The sequence below is a fragment of the Azonexus sp. MM2026_4 genome (genome assembly GCF_055901855.1).
Window position 1 is genome coordinate 543,775 of record NZ_CM148380.1, and the last position, 20,934, is coordinate 564,708.

The 20,934-nt window shown below is 62.6% G+C and carries 15 protein-coding genes; 12 read left to right on the forward strand and 3 right to left on the reverse strand.

The window, feature by feature from the left end:
- Positions 1–41 precede the first annotated feature (41 nt).
- The 3 genes from AC0KWY_RS02385 to lplT all read right to left on the reverse strand — a co-directional run bounded on the left by AC0KWY_RS02385 (position 42) and on the right by lplT (position 4,555).
- Positions 42–410 (reverse strand): cupin domain-containing protein, encoded by a 369-nt coding sequence (locus AC0KWY_RS02385; protein ID WP_474028061.1) that lies wholly within the window; start codon positions 408–410, stop codon positions 42–44.
- Positions 411–450: 40 nt separating this feature from the next.
- A complete protein-coding gene (locus AC0KWY_RS02390) occupies positions 451–3,063 on the reverse strand; it encodes a chemotaxis protein CheW (RefSeq protein WP_474028062.1) in 2,613 nt (870 codons plus the stop codon).
- Positions 3,064–3,292: 229 nt separating this feature from the next.
- On the reverse strand, positions 3,293–4,555 hold the full coding sequence (gene lplT, locus AC0KWY_RS02395) for a lysophospholipid transporter LplT (protein ID WP_474028063.1): 1,263 nt from the start codon (positions 4,553–4,555) through the stop codon (positions 3,293–3,295).
- Positions 4,556–4,895: 340 nt separating this feature from the next.
- Here lplT and AC0KWY_RS02400 point away from each other — a divergent pair, with 340 nt between their 5' ends.
- The 12 genes from AC0KWY_RS02400 (at position 4,896) to AC0KWY_RS02455 (ending at position 20,873) form a co-directional block, all read left to right on the forward strand.
- Positions 4,896–5,888, forward strand: a complete 993-nt coding sequence (locus tag AC0KWY_RS02400; RefSeq protein ID WP_474028064.1) for a type VI secretion system protein TssA — start codon at positions 4,896–4,898, stop codon at positions 5,886–5,888.
- Between the two features lie 31 nt (positions 5,889–5,919).
- Positions 5,920–6,486, forward strand: coding sequence for a type VI secretion system contractile sheath small subunit (gene tssB / locus AC0KWY_RS02405; protein WP_374326405.1), 567 nt, complete (start codon positions 5,920–5,922; stop codon positions 6,484–6,486).
- Positions 6,487–6,503: 17 nt separating this feature from the next.
- The gene (gene tssC / locus AC0KWY_RS02410) at positions 6,504–8,009 is read left to right on the forward strand and encodes a type VI secretion system contractile sheath large subunit (RefSeq protein ID WP_474028065.1); all 1,506 of its coding nucleotides are present in this window, start codon (positions 6,504–6,506) and stop codon (positions 8,007–8,009) included.
- 94 nt (positions 8,010–8,103) lie between these two features.
- A complete protein-coding gene (locus AC0KWY_RS02415) occupies positions 8,104–8,628 on the forward strand; it encodes an Hcp family type VI secretion system effector (protein WP_374326407.1) in 525 nt (174 codons plus the stop codon).
- A gap of 55 nt (positions 8,629–8,683) precedes the next feature.
- Complete coding sequence (locus tag AC0KWY_RS02420) at positions 8,684–9,154, forward strand: GPW/gp25 family protein (protein ID WP_474028066.1); 471 nt, start codon at positions 8,684–8,686, stop codon at positions 9,152–9,154.
- Entirely contained in the window at positions 9,151–11,001 is a 1,851-nt protein-coding gene (gene tssF, locus AC0KWY_RS02425) for a type VI secretion system baseplate subunit TssF (protein ID WP_474028067.1), read from the forward strand. Before AC0KWY_RS02420 ends, tssF begins: the two co-directional genes overlap by 4 nt.
- Complete coding sequence (locus AC0KWY_RS02430) at positions 11,001–12,068, forward strand: type VI secretion system baseplate subunit TssG (protein WP_474028068.1); 1,068 nt, start codon at positions 11,001–11,003, stop codon at positions 12,066–12,068. The genes tssF and AC0KWY_RS02430 overlap by 1 nt, the downstream gene beginning before the upstream one ends.
- Positions 12,069–12,081: 13 nt before the next feature.
- Complete coding sequence (gene tssH / locus AC0KWY_RS02435; protein WP_474028069.1) at positions 12,082–14,742, forward strand: type VI secretion system ATPase TssH; 2,661 nt, start codon at positions 12,082–12,084, stop codon at positions 14,740–14,742.
- Positions 14,733–16,937 carry a type VI secretion system Vgr family protein gene (locus AC0KWY_RS02440; RefSeq protein WP_474028070.1) on the forward strand — a complete coding sequence of 735 codons (2,205 nt, stop codon included), beginning with the start codon at positions 14,733–14,735 and terminating at the stop codon, positions 16,935–16,937. Before tssH ends, AC0KWY_RS02440 begins: the two co-directional genes overlap by 10 nt.
- A gap of 23 nt (positions 16,938–16,960) precedes the next feature.
- Entirely contained in the window at positions 16,961–19,222 is a 2,262-nt protein-coding gene (locus AC0KWY_RS02445) for a DUF2169 family type VI secretion system accessory protein (RefSeq protein WP_474028071.1), read from the forward strand.
- Positions 19,222–20,310 (forward strand): pentapeptide repeat-containing protein, encoded by a 1,089-nt coding sequence (locus tag AC0KWY_RS02450; protein ID WP_474028072.1) that lies wholly within the window; start codon positions 19,222–19,224, stop codon positions 20,308–20,310. Before AC0KWY_RS02445 ends, AC0KWY_RS02450 begins: the two co-directional genes overlap by 1 nt.
- Positions 20,307–20,873, forward strand: coding sequence for a DUF3540 domain-containing protein (locus AC0KWY_RS02455; RefSeq protein ID WP_474028073.1), 567 nt, complete (start codon positions 20,307–20,309; stop codon positions 20,871–20,873). The genes AC0KWY_RS02450 and AC0KWY_RS02455 overlap by 4 nt, the downstream gene beginning before the upstream one ends.
- Positions 20,874–20,934: the final 61 nt, after the last annotated feature.

The following is a 20,934-nucleotide window of genomic DNA, read 5'->3' on the forward strand; positions in this document are numbered from 1 at the left end:
AGGTGTCGATATTTCCGCAAAACATCGACACGTTCTCCGGCTCAGCCCTGAAGCAATTCCGTATCCGCATGATCGTAAGCCGGCGAACAGCAGCACAGCAGCTTCAGCGTCTCCTCGCCGACGGCCTCGATGCAGTGCGCTGTGCCGGGCGGAATGCAGACGGTGTCACCGGGCTGGACGGGAAAGGTCTCGTCGCCCAGGGTCATGCGGCCGCGGCCGGTGGTGATGTGATAAAGCTCTTCGGTTTGCGCGTGGCGGTGCAGTTCGGTTTTGCAACCGGGCTGGATGGTGGCTTCGGCGAGGCTCTGGCTGCGGTTGCCGTGAACCTTGGGGTGCATCAGTTCGCGGATCTCGGAGCCATCCTTGGTGATGTAGGGGGTGACGGTGGCGTAGGCTTGTAGTTGGATCATCGGGCGGTCCCAGGCGTGGTGATCGGTGCCCGAGTATGCCTCAAGCCGGTCCCGCCCGGCTGGCGATCGCCAGTTCGATGGCGCGTGGGGTTTCCGGTGTTTCGCAATGGCAGCCGATGCGCTGGCAGAGGCGGTCGCTGGCGATGATCGAAAGCAGCCCGTGACGGTCTTCGCTGCGCCGCATGCCTTCGACGATGCCGACGGTCAGGGCGGCGCCGGCGGCGGCCATGTGGTTGACCGCCTTGATCTCGTCGCGCGAGATTTCCGGGATTTCGCCCAGTTCGTCCACCAACAGGCCGAGGCAGGTCCGGCCCTGGGTGCGGACGACGACGATCTGCCGGACGCGTTCGGGAATCGGCGCGCCGGGTTGCAGCAGGCGGGCGAGATGGACGACCGAGATGAGGTTGCCGCGGTACATCTTGACGCCGGCGACGAGGTCGCTGCGACCGCCGAATACCGGGGTAAGGTCGTCGGCATCGATGGCTTCGACGACGTCGGTCGCGGGAATGCCGAGCCATTGGCGGCCGATGAAGAAGGTGGCGATCTCGATGCTGTCGCCGCTGTTGCCGAGGCGGCGGGCGCGGTTGCCGACGGTTGCGGCGGCCGGCTTGCGGGCGATGTCGCTGGCCGGGCTGACCTTGCCGAGCGGAAAGGCCGAGAGGGCGAGGATTTCGTCGCTGTGGCCGTCGCTGGTCTTGTATTCGCGGTAGCCGCCGGAAACGGCGGTGCCGAGGGCGAAGTACTGGTCGTCGAGGGTGAGGATGTCGGCCATGCGTCCGCCGCGTCCGAGGTTGCGCTGGGTTTCGTTGAGCGGGATGGTGCTGCCGATGGCGAAACGCGGATCGCTGCTGGCGACGATCCTGCCGTCACGCTGGGCGAACAGGGCAAAGGTGCCGGCGACCGGTTGGCCGGCGGCATCGCGCGGCAGGGCGTCGTTGAGCATGGCGGCAAACTGCGGTTGGCCGTCGAAGACGATGCCGATGCCGCCGACCACGCGGCTGTCCTGCGGGTCGCGGATGGCGGCGGCAAAGATGTAGGTGTGCCGGTTGGCGTACAGCGGGGTCGGCGCGAAATGCGAGCAGACGTAGCCTTGCGAGTTGTTGAGGGCGAGGCTGCGACCGACCCATTCCTCGTGCAGGCGGGTGCCGCACAGGGCCGCCTGTTTGCTGTCGGAAACGGCGATGACCTGGCCGTGGGCGTCGTAGAGGATGAGATTGGCGTAAACCGTGTACAGGCCGTTGATGTAGCGGAGGATTTCGCTGCAACGGGTGGCGTCGTCGGGGTTGAGGTGGGTTTCGCTCAGGACGCGCCGGAAGGTCGCGTTGAGCGCCCACCAGCGGCAGTCGTTGGCGCGCTCGTAGAGGTTGCGGTCCATCACGTCGATGGCGAAGGCGGCGCGCGAGATGCCGTTCTGGAGCAGCGCGGCGACGACGGTTTCGTGCAGGTTGCCGATCGATTGCTCGAACACCGCCTGGGTCTTGCGGCCGGTGCTGGAGATTTCCCAGAGCAGCGTTTTGGCGAATGAAGCGTTGCCGCTGTTGTTGTCCACCTGACGGACCGAGCCATTCCAGACCGAACGGTTGAGGTCTTCCTGGATGCGCTCGGCCTGTTGCGGGATCAGCCGCAGTTCGTCGTTGAACAGGTTGGGGTGGTGGGCGATCGTCTGCAGCACGCTGGCGTCGATGTGCCGGAGTAGTTCAGTGTCGCGGCGTTCAAAGGCGAATTCGAGGGGAATCATGGCCAGTCCCCGCCAGCCGGGGCCGGGATAGCCCTGGTAGGCGTGGGCGGCACAGGCGATCGCCAGGTATTCCCGCCCGGCCAGCCGGACGACTTCGCCGTGGGCGTTGCGCAGGCTCTCATCGAGCAGGGTGCCGGCAGGCAGTTGCAGGGCCGAGGAAGTGGCGACCACGCAGCCCTGCGTGTCGAAGTTTGCCAGCAGCGTCGCGTCTCCCGTGCCGATCAGGTTGGCGAAGATGCCGCGCATTTCGTCTTCCAGCCGGAAGTGCAGGGCGAGGACGCCGAGGCACTCGCCGGCCGTGTCCTCGACCCGGTAGGCGTAGAGCAGGTGCTGACCGGGAGCGAGGAAATCGGCCTGGCCGTAGTATTCGACAAAACCGCCGGCCGTCGATCTGGCATCGTCGAGCAGCGGGTGCGCGCTGGCCTCGCTGGCGCCCGGCATCAGGCGGGCGGCGATCCGCCCGTTGGCATGGAAGAGGACGATGTCGGCATAGACGGAATACTTTTGTACGTATTCGTGAAAGCGCGCTTCCAGCCGTTCGCGATCTTCGCCGTCGCCTTGCAGGAACTCCCGGATGTCGTCGTCGGCGGCCAGGAAGCCGATGTCGGCGGTGCGCTCGAACAGGTTGCGAACCAGGATGTCGATGCTGGTCTGCGCCTTGGCGCGTAGTTCGGCAATCGCCTTGCGCCGGGTTTCCTGACCGAGGCGGTTGAGGAGATCGCCGGTCAGACGCTCGAAAGCTTCGCGGGTGCCCGTCATCTCGGTGGCGGCGCCGGTCAGTTGGCCGAGCAGGGCGAGGGTGTCCCAGGCCGCCTGAAGTTTGCCCAAGACTTCCCGATAATCCTCGACGCCTTGCATGTGGCGCATGATGCCGGTCAGCGCCGCATCGATTTCGATTCCTTTGTAAACAGCCATTGTCGTCCCCGCCCCGTGTTATGAATATTTGCCCGAAAGCGGAAAGCAAAGAACGTTCCGCTTTTCAATGGCTTGCCGGGAGAGGGTTCGCGGGCATGGCACGGCCTGCTTGTCGGTTTGCCGACCGACAATGTAGCAAGCATGTCAGGGTCGGCAAGTCCGTGGGTGACGCCCGGTTGGCGGGCGGGAAGAGGCTCGTGGCGTTCGGAGGAACGCCCGGCGCCGGGGATCAGTGTGCCGAATCGTCGAGGTGGATGACGTCGTCGCGTTCGCGCTGGTTGGCCAGGTGACGCTCGCGGATCAGGTACATGAGACCGCTGACGGACAGGCCGAACAGCGTGAGAATCCAGTAGATCGACAGGTCGGCGCGGATCATCGCGTAGTAGAGGCCGGTCATGACCAGGATCGACAGGTTCTCGTTGAAATTCTGGACGGCGATCGAGTGCCCGGCGCCCATCAGGATGTGGCCGCGGTGTTGCAGCAGCGCGTTCATCGGTACGACGAAGAAGCCGGACAGGCCACCGATCAGGATCAGCAGCGGAATGGCCAGCCAGATGTCGTGGACGAAGTTCATCACCAGCACGATGATGCCCATGGCGATACCCAGCGGAATGACCCCGAGCGACCTGCGCAAGGTGATGAAGCGGGCGGCGACAATTGCCCCGCCGGCAACACCGAAGGCGACCACGCCCTGGAGCATCGATGACTTGGAGAGATCCAGGCCGAGAGCCACGGCCGACCACTTGATGACGATGAACTGGAGGGTTGCGCCGGCTCCCCAGAACAGGGTTGTCACGGCCAGCGAGATCTGGCCGAGACGGTCGCGCCAGAGCAGGCTCAGGCAGTGACCGAACTCATGGAGCAGATAGAAGGGGTTTTTCTTCAGTGGCTTGTGATCGACGCCGGTGTCGGGCACGTAAAGGTTGAACAGGGCGGCGATCACGTAAAGCAGAACGATGACGGTGATTGCAACCTCGCCCGCCGTGTCGAGACCGGTTTCGATGAGCGGCAGGTCGAATGCCAGCAGGTGTGCGGCAATACCGGGTTGGATCAGCAGTCCGCCGATGACGACACCGAGAATGATGGCGCCGACCGTGAGCCCTTCGATCCAGCCGTTGGCGACGACCAGCAGGCGATGCGGCAGGTATTCAGTGAGGATGCCGTACTTGGCCGGCGAGTAGGCCGCCGCACCGAGACCGACGATGGCGTAGGCGAACAGCGGATGGACGTGGAAGAACATCAGGGTGCAGCCGAATATCTTGATGCTGTTGCTGATCAGCATCACCCGACCTTTGGGCATCGAGTCGGCAAAGGCGCCGACGAAGGCGGCAAGCACCACGTACGAGAGCGTGAAGCTGGTTTTCAGCAAAGGTTCGTAGGCTTCCGGGGCATGCATCTCGCGTAGTGCCGAGATGGCGGCAATGAGCAGCGCGTTGTCGGCCAGCGCCGAGAAAAACTGCGCAGCCATGATGATGTAGAAGCCGAACGGCACGGAACTGGTCTCTCTTATATCGCTTTGGGCGAGGTTTATACCACGTATTGATCAAGGGTGTGCCGGCCAGATTCTCTCTTTCTCGAGCGAGTCGTGTCGATGTTCGGGTTGATTAATTCCATAGGCATGGGGCTGGCGTTTTGGCGGCCTGGATGCGCTTATCATTATTCGCGCGTCTGCACTGTAGAGATTTGTAAACCCTCTGTGGTTGCGGGTTTACAAATCTAAATACCTTTTACAGATGCTGGTGATATATTGGCGGCAATTATTAAGCATATAAAAAAAGCATAAATAAGCCCCCCAGCAGAAACAGAGACTTTGTAGCAACCAGGGGCTGGAATTGTTGGTAGGGGAACACTCAAATATCGATCTCGAGTTCGACGAGCGCTTTCTGATCATCGATCAACTGATCAGCGAGCACGAAGCGGACTTCGATGCGCCATTGCGCAAGGGGAAAGACCCCTTCGACTGGGCCAGGATCGCCGACGACTGTGAAGCACTGAAGCGCGAAACCCGCGATTTCCGGGTCGCGGTCTGGGGCTTGCGTGCAAACGCCGAAGTTGGTGGGCTGGTCGCCTGGGTCGATGCGCTCGGCTACATCCTCGAACTGCTCGAACTTCCCGAAGACGCTGTCCACCCCCAGGGGGACGCCGAATTGCCGAGCGGCGAACTGCACGCTACGGCGTTGAACTGGCTGACCTCCTCGCGCAGCCTGGCTGCCTTCCGGAAACTTCCCTTGACGAGCGATGCGGCCTGGACTGTTGCCGCTCTGCTGCCGGATATCGCCGGTTCGCGTTACGCCTCGGAAAGCGAGCAGGGGAAACTGCGCGACGCTTTGCGTGCCGATCAGGCGCGCACCGACCTCAATTGTGCATTGCTCAACCGCGCCAAGGCCTGTCTGGAAGAAATTGCCGTCCGTCTCGACGAGCGGGCCGGTGACGCCGGCGGTGATTTCAGCGAACTGATTGGCGCAGTCGGTCACGCGGCGCATCGTCTGGCGCCGCTGAGTTCGCATTCGCAGCAGCAAGCGGTAGCGGCGCTTGAAAGCGAAGCCGGCGCCGAAACCGACGAACCCCTGGCCGGTGAGGTCTCTACGGTCGGCGCCGTGCGTCTGGCCGGTGAAGGATTCGCCATCCATTCGCGCGAGGAAGTGCGCGTCGTGCTGGCGGCGCTGGAGCGCTACTACCACGAACACGAAAGCGGCCACCCGGCGCCGATCTTCATCCAGCGCCTGCAGCGGATGGTCAACATGAGTTTTGAGCTGCTGATGCGGGAGTTGTTTTCCGAATCGGACCGGCTTCTGGATCGGCTGGTGAAGCCGGCTTCGAATTGATTTTTCACCTTTTTATCGACGGAGAGTAGGTGTGGCTAAACATTACGACGGTCAGAAATTCATCGGAAAGCAACGTGCCCCCCGGGTGCAGATCGAGTACGACGTTGAAATCTACGGCTCGCAGAAGAAAGTCGAGCTGCCTTTTGTCGTGGGGGTGATGGCGGACCTGTCCGGTGAAAACCGTGAATCCCTGGCGCCGATCGAAGAACGGGACTTCATCGATATCGATGACGAAACCTTCGACAAGCGGATGGCGCAGATCGCGCCGAAAGTCGCCTTCTACTGCGAGGACACGCTGACCGACGACGATCCCGGTGCGCTGATCGACGTCAATCTGACCTTCAACTCGATGCAGGATTTCGAGCCCGGCGAGATCGCCCGGCGGATTCCGGAACTGGCTGCGCTGCTCAAGGCGCGCAACGAGTTGAAGGAACTGACCACCTACATGGACGGCAAGATGGCCGCCCAGGATCTGATCGAGCAGATCCTGACCAACACCAAGTACACCGGCAAGGAACTGGAAGTCCGCGATGACGCCGATTGGCCGAAGGCACCGGAAGAGGATCTGCCTGCTGCCCAAGACAAGCAACCCGAGTGAACGAAAGAGTAAACGCGATGAGTACCGTATTCGAAAGCCAAGCCGATGCAACCCAGGTCGTCACCCTGGAGAATGACAGCGAACTCAAGGAGCTGCTGAAGAAATCCTTCCGTCCCCGGACCAACGAGGCCGCCGAAGCGGTGCAGACCGCGGTCAACACGTTGCTGCAGTTCGTCCGGCGCGACAAGGTCGTTGTCTACAAGGACGTGCTGAAAACGGTCGATGAGCTGGTCGCCGAGATTGACGCCAAGATTTCCAAGCAACTGACCAAGATCCTGCATCACCCCGAAATGCAGAAGATGGAAGGCGCCTGGCGCGGCTTGCATTACCTGGTCTCGAATACCGAGGTCAGCGCCAATCTGCGCATCCGGGTGATGAACATCAGCAAGAAGGAACTGGGTCGCACCCTGCGCCACTACAAGGGCGGTGCCTGGGACCAGAGCCCGATCTTCAAGAAGATCTACGAACAGGAATTCGGCCAGTTCGGCGGCCAGCCCTTCGGTTGCATCGTCGGCGACTACGAATTCAATCACAGCCCGCACGATGTCGCCCTGCTCACCGAAATGGCGAAGATCGCCGCCTCGGCGCACGCCCCCTTCATTTCGGCGGCGGCACCAGGGACCATGCAGATGGATTCCTGGTCGGAGCTGGCCAACCCGCGCGATATCTCGAAGATCTTCCAGGCCGTCGAATATGCCGCCTGGCGCCGTCTGCGCGAATCGAACGACTCGCGTTACCTGTCGCTGACCCTGCCGCGCTTCCTGGCGCGTCTGCCCTACGGTGCGCACACCCACGAGGTGCCGGAATTCGCTTTCGAGGAAACCACCAATCCCGATAGCGACAAGGATTTCTGCTGGGCCAACTCCGCCTATGCGATGGCCGCCAACATCACCCGCGCCTTTTCCGAATACGGCTGGTGCACCAAGATTCGCGGCGTCGAATCGGGCGGCGCTGTCGAAATCCTGCCGAACTTCGTCTATTCCAATTCGGACGGCGAAAAGCTTCTGTATTGCCCGACCGAAATCGCGATTTCCGATCGTCGCGAGCATGAATTGTCGAACGCCGGCTTCATGCCGCTGGTTTTCCGCAAGAACTCGGACATGGCGGCCTTCATCGGTGCCCGCACCATGCACAAGCCGGCCATCTACGAAGACGACGACGCCACCGCCAACGCCAACCTGTCGGCCCGTCTGCCCTACATCTTCGCCACCTGCCGCTTCGCCCATTACCTGAAGTGCATCGTCCGCGACAAGATCGGTTCGTTCAAGTCGCGTGAAGAAACGCAGCGCTGGCTCAACGACTGGATCATGAACTACGTCGACGGCGACCCGACGATCTCGAGCGAAGCGACCAAGTCGCGCCGCCCGCTGTCTGCTGCCGAAGTGATCGTGGACGAACTCCCGGACAACCCGGGTTACTACCGCGCTCAGTTCTTCCTGCGTCCGCATTACCAACTTGAGGGGTTGACCGTGTCCCTCCGGCTGGTTTCCAAGCTGCCGTCTGCCAAGCAGACGAGTCAGTGAGGAAACACCGGGCGAGCTGACGATTTCCGCATCTGGAAGCCTTTAGTCCGCCCGGTTACCCCACGGTTCCATTCATCTATTCTTAGGAGCAATCATGGCACAAGCACTTGTTGACTATTTCCTGCAGATCGACGGCGTCGAGGGTGAGTCTCCCGACCAGCAGTATCCTGGCCTGATCCAGCTGCAGAGCTGGCAGTGGGCTGAAGAAAACTCCGGTCGTTGGGGTTTCGGTAGCGGTGGCGGTGCGGGCAAGGTCGAAATGAAGGATTTCGAGTTCCGCATGGTCACCAACAAGGCCTCGCCGAAGCTCTTCCTGATGTGCGCGACCGGCGATCACATTCCGCAAGCCAAGCTGATCTGCCGCAAGTCCGGTGGCACCCAGCTCGACTTCATGACGGTGACCTTCAGCAACTGCCTGGTTTCGTCTTTCACCACCGTCGGCAACCTGCCGGGCGACATGGCCACCAAGTTCGGCGTGACCGAAACGGTGCTGCCGGTTGATGAAATCAAGATCAACTTCGCCCGCATCGAAGTCGAGTACAAGGAGCAACGCAATGACGGCACGATGGGCGCCGTCATCAAGGCGGGCTATGACCTGAAGCTGAACGCAACGGTCTAAACCTCAGTCGGCATTTGGTGCTGGCGAACTGTGTTCGTCGGCACCAAAACAGCACATGAAACCACACAGCCAGATCAAGCACTCCTACACGCCCAACCTGTTCCAGCGGATCAGTCGGGGGGCGGGTAATCATGCCTCGGTTGCCGATTCCATCCAGGAAGAGGTGCTGCAATTGCTGCGCCATGCGGCGCGCAGTAGACGTCCGTCGGTCGACGGCGAAGCGCAGACCTGGTCGTCGGTGCTCAATTATGGTCTGCCGATGGCTTCCTTCGGCAGCACAAGTGTTTCCGATGTCGATGCCGTCGTCCGGCATCTCAAGCGGATGATTCCGGTCTTCGAACCGCGGATCGATCCGCATTCGCTGCAGATCACTACCTCCCTTTCCAATGACCAGCACTTCCGCGAGTCGGTTCTGTTCGACATCAGTGCCGAAGGGAAGGGGCTTGCCGCAGCCTATCTATCGTTTCGCGTAGCCGTCGATTTCAGTCACGGCGCAGTCCGTCTCGTCCGCAGGCCGAATTTGTGAACCCGAATTTCATCGACCTCTACAACGAAGAGCTGCGTTTCCTGCGCGAAGCCGGGCAGTATTTCGCCGATGCCTATCCCCAGGTCGCCGGTCAACTGGGGATGCACGAGGACACGATCAGCGATCCGTTCGTCGAGCGTCTGCTCGAAGGGGTTTCTTTCCTGACCGCCCGCATCCAGGCCAGGCTCGATGTCGAGCATGCCGAGTTCGCGCGCCAGATGCTCGCCCGCGTCGCCCCCTTGTGGGATGAATCGACCCCCTCGATCGCCACCCTGGCTTTCACCCCCGATTTCGCCTCGCCCGAGTGCCAGGGCGGCGTCACCCTGGACAAGGGGAGCGTCATCCAGGCCCGGCTGCCGGGCAACAACAACGTCCTGCGCTTTACCACCGGGCAGACGATCCAATTGTTACCGCTGGAAATTTCCAAGGTACGCTGCGCCGCCACCATCAGTCACCTGCCACCGCGCATCGCGGCGCAGGCGCAGGAAGCCGCCGGGGTCATCGCGCTGGAGTTTTCCTGCCAGAGCCGGGCCAAGCTCGGGGAATTGAAGACCGATTACCTGGAACTGACCCTGGCCGGCGACATTCCCCTCTGTCACGCCATCCAGAAGCGCTTGCTGCACGACGCCTTCAAGGTCTTCGCCTGGGCCGAGGACAGCGGGGCACTGGAATACATCGAAATCGGCAAGGAATCGCTGGCCATCGTCGGCGTCACGCCGGAAGAAAGCCTGCTGCCGTCATCGGCCAGCATGCTGCCCGGGCTGCGCCTGCTGCGCGAGTATTTTGCCCAGCCGAGCCGCTTCCTCGGCGTCCGGATTTCCGGGCTGGCCAAGCTGTTCAAACGCATCGGCGAGCATCGCAAGTTCCATATCGGCTTCCTGTTGAAGAGCGAGCCGGCCAACATCATCAACCGGATCAACGCGCAGTGTTTCCGCCTGTTCGCGACGCCGGTGATCAATCTCTATCCGAAGACCTTCGACCCGATTGTCTATAACCCGGATCGCACCGATCAGTGGCTGCTGGTCGACCGCCTGCGCCCGCTGGCCTACGACATCCATCACGTCACCGAGTGCCGCGCCATCCTGGAAAACGGGCGCTGCCTCGGCCTGGCCCAGGTGCCGCCGCGCAACGGTTATGCGCAGAACGGCCACGAAGGGCATTTCAGTTCGCGCAAGCAGTACGTCACCTATGGCTCGGTCAACAAGGGCTCGTTGAAGAACCAGTTGCCGATCCGTCACTTCGTCAATATCGGCCTCGATCCGGACACCGGCATTCCGGAGGACGTCAAGTCGCTGCAGATCGACGGCTATGTCAGCGATCGCGGCTGGTACCGGGAGCATCTCGACCAGGCCGGGTTTGCGCTGACCACTTCGAGCCAGATCGGCAAGATCGAATGCCTGCGCCTGCCCAGCGAAGCACGCGATGAGCCGTTGCCCGAGCGGCACTGGGAGGCGGTGCAACTACTCGGCAGCAACCCCCTGCGCATGCGCAGCCGGGACGACACCAATCTGGTCAACGCCCTGCATCTGTGGCTGGGGCTGGCCAGCGATCCCGCCGTGCTCGCCGATCAACGGCGCATCAGCAGTCTGGACCGGGCTCGCAACAAGATGGGCTATTCCCGCTCGCCGGTTCCCGGGCCGATGTCCTGGGTGCGTTCCAACCGGCTGCGTTTCAACATCGATACCAAGCATCACCCTGATGGCGGGGCATGGCTGTTTTCCCGGATCGTCTGTCACGCGCTCCTCGATTGCGTCAATTTGAACGATGGACTGGAGGTTGACATTGACTTTGACGGTGAGCCGGGTGACGTCTTCACGAATTTGTCACGCAGCGGGGGGCGGGGTTGATGCAGGTGTCGACCGACGAACTCGACCGACTGCATGAAGCCATGGCCTACGTGGATTCCGATGGCAAGCCGCGCCAGTTGAAAGCGGATGAGTCCTGGCGGGGAATTTCCAACCGGAAAACCTTGCACGAATTGCTGCGTCGCCTCGAGTCGCTGGTCGCCAACGATGGCTACGGGCTGCGGCCGGGCTGGGATCAGGGATGGCTGCGTCTCGAACAGGCGGCGGAGCTCTATTTCTCCGGCAGCGAACTGCAGGATGTCCGTCTCGAGCCGGCCAAGGAAAAGGGCGGCCGCGACGCCGAACACGATGTGCTGCGCATCCGCATGCGCCACTTCGGGCTGTTCGCCCCCTACGGTCCGCTCCCCATCCACGTTACCGAGCACGCCAAGTACGAGCGCAGCTTCGAACGCAACGCCGGCTTCGAAGCCTTCCTCAATCTGTTGAGCGGCCATCTCGCGGTGCTCGATTACCGGGCGTATGCGAATACCCATCCGGTCATCAGTCTGTACGGGCATCCCAGGCGGGCCGGTTTTTCGCAGCGTCTGGAAAACCTGACCTCGGGCTGGATGGCAGGCAACGAGCGGGCCTATGCGGCACACATCGCGCGTTGCCGGTTGGGCGAGAGCTGGGCCTACATCCGCCCGGAGCGCAGCCTGACGGCACTGGAAACGATCCTGGCCCGCTATTTCGCGATCGACGTCAAGGTCACGCCGCGCCATGGGCGCTGGATCGAGATCGGCGGCGAAAGCGGTGAGAAGCGCCTCGGCCAGTGGCGGGTCGGGCGGCGCATCTTCGACACCCAGTCGGCCATTCACGTCCGGCTCGGTCCCGTCGATGCCAAGGATTTCCCGCAGTTCCAGCGCGCCTCCGAACGGATGAAGACCATGGTCCGCCTGATCGAGGACTACACCGGCGGTCAGGTCAATGCGCGCATCGACGTCGATGTCCGGACTTCGCCAAGCCTGCGCGCCGCGCTGGGCAAGACGCGCATCGGACAGAACACCTGGATCAAGCCGTCTGACGAACTGAAGACGATTTGTACCCATAACCCATACGAATTACTTTGACGGAGTCATTTGAATGAATCGAGAGCGGTTATTTGGTCGTCTTGGCACCCTGGCCTATGAAGCGGTCGTCGAGGCAACCGCGTTGTGCAAGCAGAGCGAGCACGAGTTCATCGAACTCGAACACTGGCTGATCTCGGTGCTGCGCCGGGAACAAAGCGATATTTCCGAGCTGCTCTCCCATTTCAAGGGCGACCCCGGCATCCTGCTCAGCCAGTTGCAGCGCCAGTTGGCGCGCTTTCCCCGCCGTCAGGGCTGCGCCATCGATATTTCCTCGCGTCTCGATCAGGCGATGGAAAGCGCGCTGGCGACCAGCCAGCTGATCGCGCCGGCGCCGCATATCCGCTCCGGGCACGTCCTGCTCGGCCTGCTGGAAAACAGCCAGACGCGGCAGACGCTGTACCGGATCAGCTCCCAGTTCGAACGGATCCAGTGGCCGGATGCCAGCCGGGTCTTCGAACAGGTCGGCCGCGGCTGGCGCGAAGCCCGCGATCGGCCGATGAGTTCGCCGGAGGTGCCGCTCGACATCGAAGGCGAACAGGCCGCCGACAGCGACGCCCTGGCGCGCTGGGCGACCAACCTGACGGAACAGGCCAAACAGGGCGGACTCGACCCGGTGATCGGTCGCGACAACGAGTTGCGCCAGGTGATCGACATCCTGCTGCGCCGTCGCCAGAACAATCCGATCCTGGTCGGCGAGGCCGGCGTCGGCAAGACGGCGATCGTCGAGGCGCTGGCCCAGCGCATTTCCGACGGCATGGTGCCGGGGCTGCTCGCCGAAGCGCAGGTCTGGGTGCTCGACCTGGCCCGTCTGCAGGCCGGTGCCAGCATGAAGGGCGAGTTCGAAGCGCGCCTCAAGTCGGTGGTCGATGCGATCGAGAAATCGCCGACGCCGATCATTCTTTTCTGCGACGAAGCCCACACGCTGGTCGGCGCCGGCGGCCAGGCGGGCACCGGCGACGCGGTCAACATGCTCAAGCCGATGCTGGCCCGCGGCAAGTTGCGCATGGTCGCGGCGACCACCTGGAGCGAATACAAGCAGTTCATCGAACCCGATGCCGCGTTGACCCGCCGCATGCAGCCGGTGGTCGTCGACGAACCCGGCGAGAACGAGGCGATCACCATGCTGCGCATGATCGCCGAGCGTTTCTCCAAGCACCACGGCGTACGCATCACCAACGACGCGCTGGTCGCCGCCGTCAAGCTGTCGAAGCGCCACCTGCCGAGCCGTCATCTGCCGGACAAGGCGATCAGCCTGCTCGACACCGCCTGCGCCCGCGTCGCGATGAGCCGCGTTGCGCCGCCGGCGGCACTGGAACGCGAACGCCAGGCGGTGGTGGCGATGGACCTGCAACTGGCCTGGGCCGAGCAGGACGAAAAGCTGGCGATCGACTGCGGTATCGACCGCGAAGCGCTGAAGCAGAAGCGCGCCGAGCATCAGGCGAAGGCCGAATTGCTGGAACAGCAGATTGCGCAAGCCCGGCAACTGGTCGGTCAGGTCGGCGAACTGCTCGCCCAGCCCTCCGGCGCCGAAGGCAACGGCGCGCTGGCCGCATTGACCGGCGAACTGGACGAACTGCAGCAGGGCAAGCCGCTGGTTCAGCCCTGGGTCGATCAGCGCACGGTCGCCGCCGTCCTCTCCGAATGGACGGGAATTCCCGATATCGACATGGTGACCGACGACATCGAGGCCACGCTGCAACTGCGCGAGCGGCTGGAAAAGCGCGTCTTCGGCCAGACCGGCGGCATCGCCGCACTGAGCAAGGCTCTGCAGGTGGCGCGCGCCGGTATCCACGACCCGCAGCGGCCGCTCGGCGTCTTCATGCTGACCGGGCCGACCGGCACCGGCAAGACCGAAACGGCGATTGCCCTCTCGGAACTGCTGTTCGGCGGTTCGCACAACCTGATCCAGTTCAACATGAACGAGTTCCAGGAAGCGCACACCGCCGCCACCCTGAAGGGCGCCCCGCCGGGATACGTCGGCTACGGCAAGGGCGGTGTGCTGACCGAGGCGGTGCGGCGCAAACCCTACAGCGTCGTGCTGCTCGACGAATTCGACAAGGCCCACCGCGACGTCCACGAAGTCTTCTACCAGGTCTTCGACCGGGGCTGGATGGAAGACGGCGAAGGACGCCGGGTCAGCTTCCGCAACTGCCTGATCCTGATGACCAGCAACATCGGCGCCGAGGAAATCGAGGTCGCCGCGCTGGGCGAACAACCGGCTACCTACGGGCAACTGGTGCAACTGGCGCAGGGCAGCCTGCAACGCCATTTCGCACCGGCGCTGCTGGCCCGGATGCAGGTTCTGCCGTTCTATCCCCTCGGACTGGCGGCGCTGCAGTCGATCGCTGCGCATCAGTTCGAACGCCTCGCCGGGCGCCTGGAAGAACAGGGCGTTCCGTTGGAAATCGACACCTCTGCCGTCGAGTGGGTGGCCAATACCGCAGCCGGTCATCCGCACCGCGGGCGTGCCATCGAAGACCTGATCCGGGCGACCGTGCTGCCGTCGCTCGCTCAGGAGTTGCTTGCTGCCAAGCGGGACGGCTTGCCGCTCGGCAGGGTAAGGGTGGTCGCCGATGGCGGCCTCTCCCTCGAACTGCTGGATCGCGAGAGCGAGCCGGAAAACCTTTCAGAACCCAATGATGCCGACCAACAGGAGGTTACGTCATGCGCTTGATTGAAATCAGAAGCCCCGTATTACTGGATGCCGATTCACTGGCACTCAGCTTCACCGCCAAGGAAGAAATGTCGTGGACGCCCAGCTACGAGCTGGAAATCATCAGCAAACGTCCGGATCTCGATCTCGACGGTTTGCTCGGTGACACCGTCGCCGTCGACATCTCGCTCGACAAGGGCAACGATACCCGGACCTTCCACGCCTATGTGCTGGAAGGTGTCGATACCGGTCAGCGCGACGACCAATACACCTACAAGCTGAAGCTCGGCAGCTGGCTCTCCTTCCTCGGCCAGAACCAGAACTGCCGGATTTTCCAGGACCTGTCGGCGCCGGAAATCGTCGAAGAAGTGTTCCGCGGCTATGGTTTCGCCAAGTTCGAAATGGACCTCAAGCGCACCTACGACAAGCGCGAATACTGCGTTCAGTTCAAGGAAAGCGATCTCGCCTTCGCCAGCCGTCTGCTTGAAGACGAAGGCATCTACTACTTCATCCGTCACGGCCAGGACGAGCACACCGTCGTCATCAGCGATTCGCAGGTTTTCGTCGACCAGTCCGGCATCTACGGTCAGCTCGACTTCAACCCGGACGGCGAGGAAGGTCGCCCCATCCTCGACCGCGAAAGCGTGCAGCGCCTGCAGCGCAGCCGCAAGGTGCGGCCGAACAACATCGTCCTGCGCGACTTCAACTACCATGTGCCGACCGACGTCCTGCAGACCAATGCCCAGGAAGACCAGGCCACGCTGGCCGGCGTCCAGCTCGAGCATTACGACTACGCCGCCGGTTACGGCGAATCGCAGCGCGGCGAGTTCCTGGCCAAGATGCGCCTGCTTGCCTGGCAGGCGGAAGCGCGCATCCTCAGCGGCAAGGCGAACGCCAAGGGGGTGACGGTGGGCGAAGCCTTCTCGCTGCAACTGCACCCGGACAACGCGCGCAACCGCCGCTATTTCATCCTCAGCACCAAGTACGAATACACCAACGACATCGATAGCACCACCAAGGGCGAAAGCGCAGTGTGCACCTTCACCGCGCTGCCCGACGATGTCGAGTTCCACCCGCTGCGCCGCTACAAGAAGCCGACCGTTCCCGGCATCCAGAGCGCAACGGTGGTCGGTCCGGAAGGTGTCGAAGTGCATACCGACGAACTCAGCCGGATTCGCGTGCATTTCCACTGGGACCGCTACACCACCAAGGAAGAAGACTCCTCGTGCTGGCTGCGCGTCTCGCAGGCCTGGGCCGGCAAGGGCTGGGGCGTCATCGCCATGCCGCGGGTCGGCCAGGAAGTCATCATCACCTACGTCGATGGCGACCTCGATCGCCCGCTGATGACCGGTATCGTCTACAACGGCGACCTGCCGCCGCCCTACGACCTGCCCAAGGACATCCGTTACACCGGCCTGGTATCCCGCTCGCTCAGCTACGGCGGCCCGGAGAACGCCAGCTCGATCACCTTCGACGACCTGCGCGGCGCCGAACGCGTGATGATCCACGCCGAGCGTGATTACCAGCAGACGGTCGAGCGCAATTCGGCGACCAGCATCGGCCAGGACCGCTACATGATGGTGACGCGCACCATCACCCAGACTTCGACCACGCAGATCGTCATGCAGGCGGCGCTGATCGACATCACCGGCGTGCGGGCGCTATTCACTGGTGCTCAGCTCAACTTCACCGGTATCTGCGCTTCCTTCATCGGTGCCAACATCGAGGCGATGGGCCTCAACGCCCAGTTCATCGGTCAGGACATCAAGATGATCGGCAGCGAGACCGCCTTCATCGGCAACGAGATCGTCGCTACCGGCATCCAGACCCACATGACCGGCATCACGCTCAAGCTGACTGGCGAATCGATCGGCGTCACCGGCATCTCGGCGCAGATGACCGGTGTTCGTCTCGACATCACGCTGGTCTGGCTGCGCATCACCGGTGCCTGTATCGACCTGACCGGTCTCTGGGGCCGCATCACCGGCATGTCGATCGACGCCACCGGCATCGCCCTGGCCCTGACCGGCATGGCGGTGATCGCCTTCGGCATGCACCTGGAGCTGAAGGGGGTGACGATCGAGGCGACTTCGCTGGCCATCAAGGCGACCGGTGTCGAAGCGCGGGTGACCAACCTGTGGGCCAAGATCACCGCGGTCGACATGGACATCGGGCTGCTCAAGCTCGCCATCCGTGGTCTCAGCATCTACATGTAGGACGGCGGTACCCGGAAAGCCTCATGAAATTCTCGAAACCGCAGCAACTCCTCGTCCTCACGGCGCCGGTCAAGTTCGGACGGTCATCCCATCTCGGGGTGACCGTCGGTTTCGGCTTTCGCTTGAGTGATCCACGCATCCTGGCGCATGAGACGGAAATCTGGAGCGCCATGGAAAGCGCGCCGATGTCGTTCAAGGCGCTCGACGAGGCAATGCCCAAGGCCTTCGCCGAGTGGATGATGGCCGGGCACGCCCGGCGCCCGGTGAAAGGTGAGGCGGAAGGGCAGTGGCGCGTCCAGGTCGCCGTCGGCGACTGCCACAAGGAGATTCTCTGTCATCTGCCGGCTGACCAGGCAGCCGCGGCGGATGCGGAAATCGCCCTCGATTTCGTCAATGCCTATGGCGGCGCCGAGTTCTCGCCCAACCCCGTCGGGATGGGGCATGACTCGGCGGCTCGGCGCGACAAACCCTTGTTGCGCCTGCCGGATCGTTACGGCCAGGATCACGAATTCCTGGCCGCGACCGGGCCGCTCGATACCCGCTGGACGCAACGCGCGGCCTACGTCTCGCGCAAGAAAAAGGACCTGACGCTCGACAGCGATCACCGTTCGCACCTTGGCTGGCCGGAAACGATGGACCGCCGCTTTTTCCAGATGGCGCCCCGCGACCAGTGGGCGCGTGGCGAAAGCTGGCCGGCGAGTTGCGCCTATTCGCTGCACGGGGTGGGCGAGGGCGGTGCCGGCTTCGTCGGGCAGATTCCGCCTCTGGAAGCGCAGGCGATCTACCGTCGGGCCGGCAGCCAGGAGTTTGCGACCCTGCCGCTCAAGCGCCAGACCCTGTGGTTCTTCCCGGATCGCGATGTCGGTGCGGTGTTGTTTTCCGGACTGCTCGACATCGAAGACATGCTGGCCGACGAAATCGACCACTTGCTGGTGGCGCTCTCGGAGTTCGGCACGCCGTACCCGCTGAATTACCTGTCGGTCGTCGCCCGGCGGCGCGAAGATATCAGCTGCAACCAGATTGAAGGCATGCGCGACGAAGTCCTGCTGCCGCCGGCAGGGCGCGGCTGGGCCTGGGAATACCTGCTGCTGCCGGAAGATCATCCGCGCGTCGCGCAGCCGGCGCGTTCCTATGCGCGGGTCCGGGAGCGCATGAAGTACTACCACGGCATGATTGCTGCCGCGGCACAGGCTAGTGAAAAGGCCAAGGAACAGGATGTCGCCCAGGTCAAGGCGCAGACCCGGGCGCTGATCCGCGGCGAAGGACTGCCCGAGACCGAGGCCGACAAGATGGACTGGCGCCGGCAGCTCGAGGCCTGGCCACGGGAAAAGCGTCGCGACGACCTGATCGTCCGCAATACCGATCTCTCCGGGATGGACTTCTCGGGGCAGAGTTGGCAAGGCTCGCAACTGATCAATGTCGATCTCAGCGGTTGTCGCTTCCTCGACGTCGATCTGCGCAACATGCTGTTTCTCGGCTGCAAATTCGATGGCGCCAGTTTCGAGAACGCGGTGCTGGATAGCTGCCACCTCAGCGAATGCAGCCTCACCAAGTCGCGCTGGAAAGCGACGCAACTGGCGACGGTGCAGTTCATCGAATGCGATTTCGGCGCCAGCGCGGTTCTGGAAAGTCAGTGGAAAACGACCTTCTTCAGCGAATCGCGGGGCAGCAACCTGAGCTTTGCCAAAGTGGCGTTCGACAGCGTGCAGATGCAGAAATGCGATTTCCCCGCGCTGTCCTTCGCAGAAAGCGCGCTCGACGGCCATGTCTTTCTCGATTGCCTGCTGCCCTCGCTGAAGATCAGCCACTCGGTGTGGCGCAAGACCAGCTGGGTGGCCTGCAAGCTGGCCGGCAGCATTTTCGACAACAGTCAGTTTTCCACCGCCGTTCTGGCCGATGCCTGCGAGCTTTCCGGTTCGCGCTGGACGCAGTGCCTGTTCGAGAAGGTCTTTCTTGGCGCCGCCAGGTTCGACGGCGGAATCTGCGAAAGCTGCACCTGGGTCGAGGCGACGATGAATGCGTTCAAGGCCGCGGGCAGCCAGTGGATTGCCTGCGACCTGCGCCAGGGCAACCTGATGCATGCCGATTTTTCCGGTACCCGGATCCAGGGCAGCGCGCTGCGCGACGCCAACCTCTACGGAGCCGACCTGCGTGCCAGCGAGGTGCATTCCTGCAACCTGATCGGCGCCAATCTCGGCTACGTGATGCGTGAAAGGAACTGGCAAAAAAAATGGAAGGACAATCTGATGGGGCGGGTCGTTGACGTACCAAGGAGGCAGGACTGATGTTCGACAACCTCACCGGCATGCCCGCGTTTGATCCTTCCTCGATCAGCGGCATGCCGATCAAGGAAAAGAGTTTTGCCGGAAAGCGTTTCCTTTCGCCGCCCGCCGGGACGCATTTTGTCGATTGCGATTTCTCCGGAACGTACTGGGACGGCGTCACGCTTGATGGCCTGTTATTCACGCGCTGCAATTTCAGCGGTGCGCAGTTCATCGGCTGTGTTCTGAGAACCGTCCGCTACTACGAATGCACGGCCGCCAGCGCCACGTTTCGCCGCACCCAGACGACCGAATGTCACTGGGAGAGCGGTGCCTGGGAGACCTGCCTGTGGCAGGAATGCCGGCTGGCGCGCCAGATGGTCAACGCGGTGCGTGGTGGCGCCTGGGAATTCAAGGTCTGCGATATTTCCTTCACGACCCTGTCTTCGCTGGCGCTGACCAGCTTGCATTGCGAGAGTTCGCTGCTCCGGGACCTGTCGCTGGTCGAGAGCAAGGTCCACGAGCAGCGCTGGCAGGAGTGCGTGATGGAGCGGGTGATCTCGGCCAATTCAAGTTTTGTCGGCGGGCAGTGGCTCGGTTGCCAGGGCATCAATAACCGCTGGATGTCGATCAAGGCCAGGCATCTGACGTATCAATCCTGCCACTTCGAGCAAGCCGCCTGGTCCGCTTGCGAAATTCAGGGCGGCGATTTTCTGTCGAATGTGCTGAAGGTTGCCCATTTCGACAACGGCAAGCTTCACGGCCTGGTCTTCAAGGGCAACGCCATGTACGTCGTCGCCTTCGATCGGTCGGTACTGAGCGAGTGCGTGTTCAGGGAACAGGATGTTTCCCACCTCTCCCTGCGCAATGCCCGCCTGGAATCCTGTGACCTGAACGGCATGACCGGTAGCGACCTCGATGCGCGCGGCTGCACGATGCAGGCGACCACCGTCAACGGCGCCCGCTTTGTCGATGCCAACGTCACGGGGCAGAAGCCGGAAGACTGGCGTGGCGCCGATCTCGACCTGGCCCGTTTTGAAATTCCCGAGGATCAGCAGGATCTGGACTGGTGGAAGACCTGTCGCCCGGGTATCACGAGGAGTATGCAATGAAACTGCTGGAGCCCGTTTCCCAAGCCCCCGTTTCCCCTGTCGCCCAGCGCCAGGCGGGCGGCAACTACCTGAGCCTGATACCCGGCGCCAGCTACATGACGAAGATCCGGCGCGGCGAGCAGGGCTGGCAACTCGAAAGTGATTGCTCGAGCCCGGTGCGGGTCGCCGTCAGTTGCCTGGTCGAACCGCTCGATGGCGACCAGGTACTGGTCACTGGCATCAACGGTGTCTGGTATGTCCTCGCCGTTCTCGAACGGGACTGGCAACAGGGCAAGCGGATCGACGTCAACCTCGGCGGCGGCGAATTGCACCTCAAGGCCGCCAACATCGTCGTCGAGGTCGAGCGGAATCTCGATCTGCAGGCGGAAAACTTCCGGCTCAACGCCGAACTGTCGGTACAGAACGCGTTGACGCAGGTGGTCAATGTCAGCGGGGTCAGCATGCTCAATGCCACTTCGATCGCCTTCGATGGCAAGCAGAGTCTGACCATGCATACCCGCCTCGGCGCCATCCAGGCCAGCGCGTTGCTGAAGATCGACGGTACACAGATGCATTTCGGGTGATTTTGGGGAAGCGGCGGGTTGGACTGTTGCTTGGGATGTTCAATATTGTTTTAGGAAGAGG

Excerpts from the sequence above, each read along its gene's own strand:
- AC0KWY_RS02390 (WP_474028062.1), bottom strand. The coding sequence starts at position 3,063 with ATGGCTGTTTACAAAGGAATCGAAATCGATGCGGCGCTGACCGGCATC.
- tssC (WP_474028065.1), top strand. The coding sequence starts at position 6,504 with ATGAGTACCGTATTCGAAAGCCAAGCCGATGCAACCCAGGTCGTCACC.
- AC0KWY_RS02420 (WP_474028066.1), top strand. The coding sequence starts at position 8,684 with ATGAAACCACACAGCCAGATCAAGCACTCCTACACGCCCAACCTGTTC.
- AC0KWY_RS02385 (WP_474028061.1), bottom strand. The coding sequence starts at position 410 with ATGATCCAACTACAAGCCTACGCCACCGTCACCCCCTACATCACCAAG.
- AC0KWY_RS02450 (WP_474028072.1), top strand. The coding sequence starts at position 19,222 with ATGTTCGACAACCTCACCGGCATGCCCGCGTTTGATCCTTCCTCGATC.
- AC0KWY_RS02430 (WP_474028068.1), top strand. The coding sequence starts at position 11,001 with ATGCAGGTGTCGACCGACGAACTCGACCGACTGCATGAAGCCATGGCC.
- AC0KWY_RS02445 (WP_474028071.1), top strand. The coding sequence starts at position 16,961 with ATGAAATTCTCGAAACCGCAGCAACTCCTCGTCCTCACGGCGCCGGTC.
- AC0KWY_RS02415 (WP_374326407.1), top strand. The coding sequence starts at position 8,104 with ATGGCACAAGCACTTGTTGACTATTTCCTGCAGATCGACGGCGTCGAG.
- AC0KWY_RS02440 (WP_474028070.1), top strand. The coding sequence starts at position 14,733 with ATGCGCTTGATTGAAATCAGAAGCCCCGTATTACTGGATGCCGATTCA.
- tssH (WP_474028069.1), top strand. The coding sequence starts at position 12,082 with ATGAATCGAGAGCGGTTATTTGGTCGTCTTGGCACCCTGGCCTATGAA.
- AC0KWY_RS02455 (WP_474028073.1), top strand. The coding sequence starts at position 20,307 with ATGAAACTGCTGGAGCCCGTTTCCCAAGCCCCCGTTTCCCCTGTCGCC.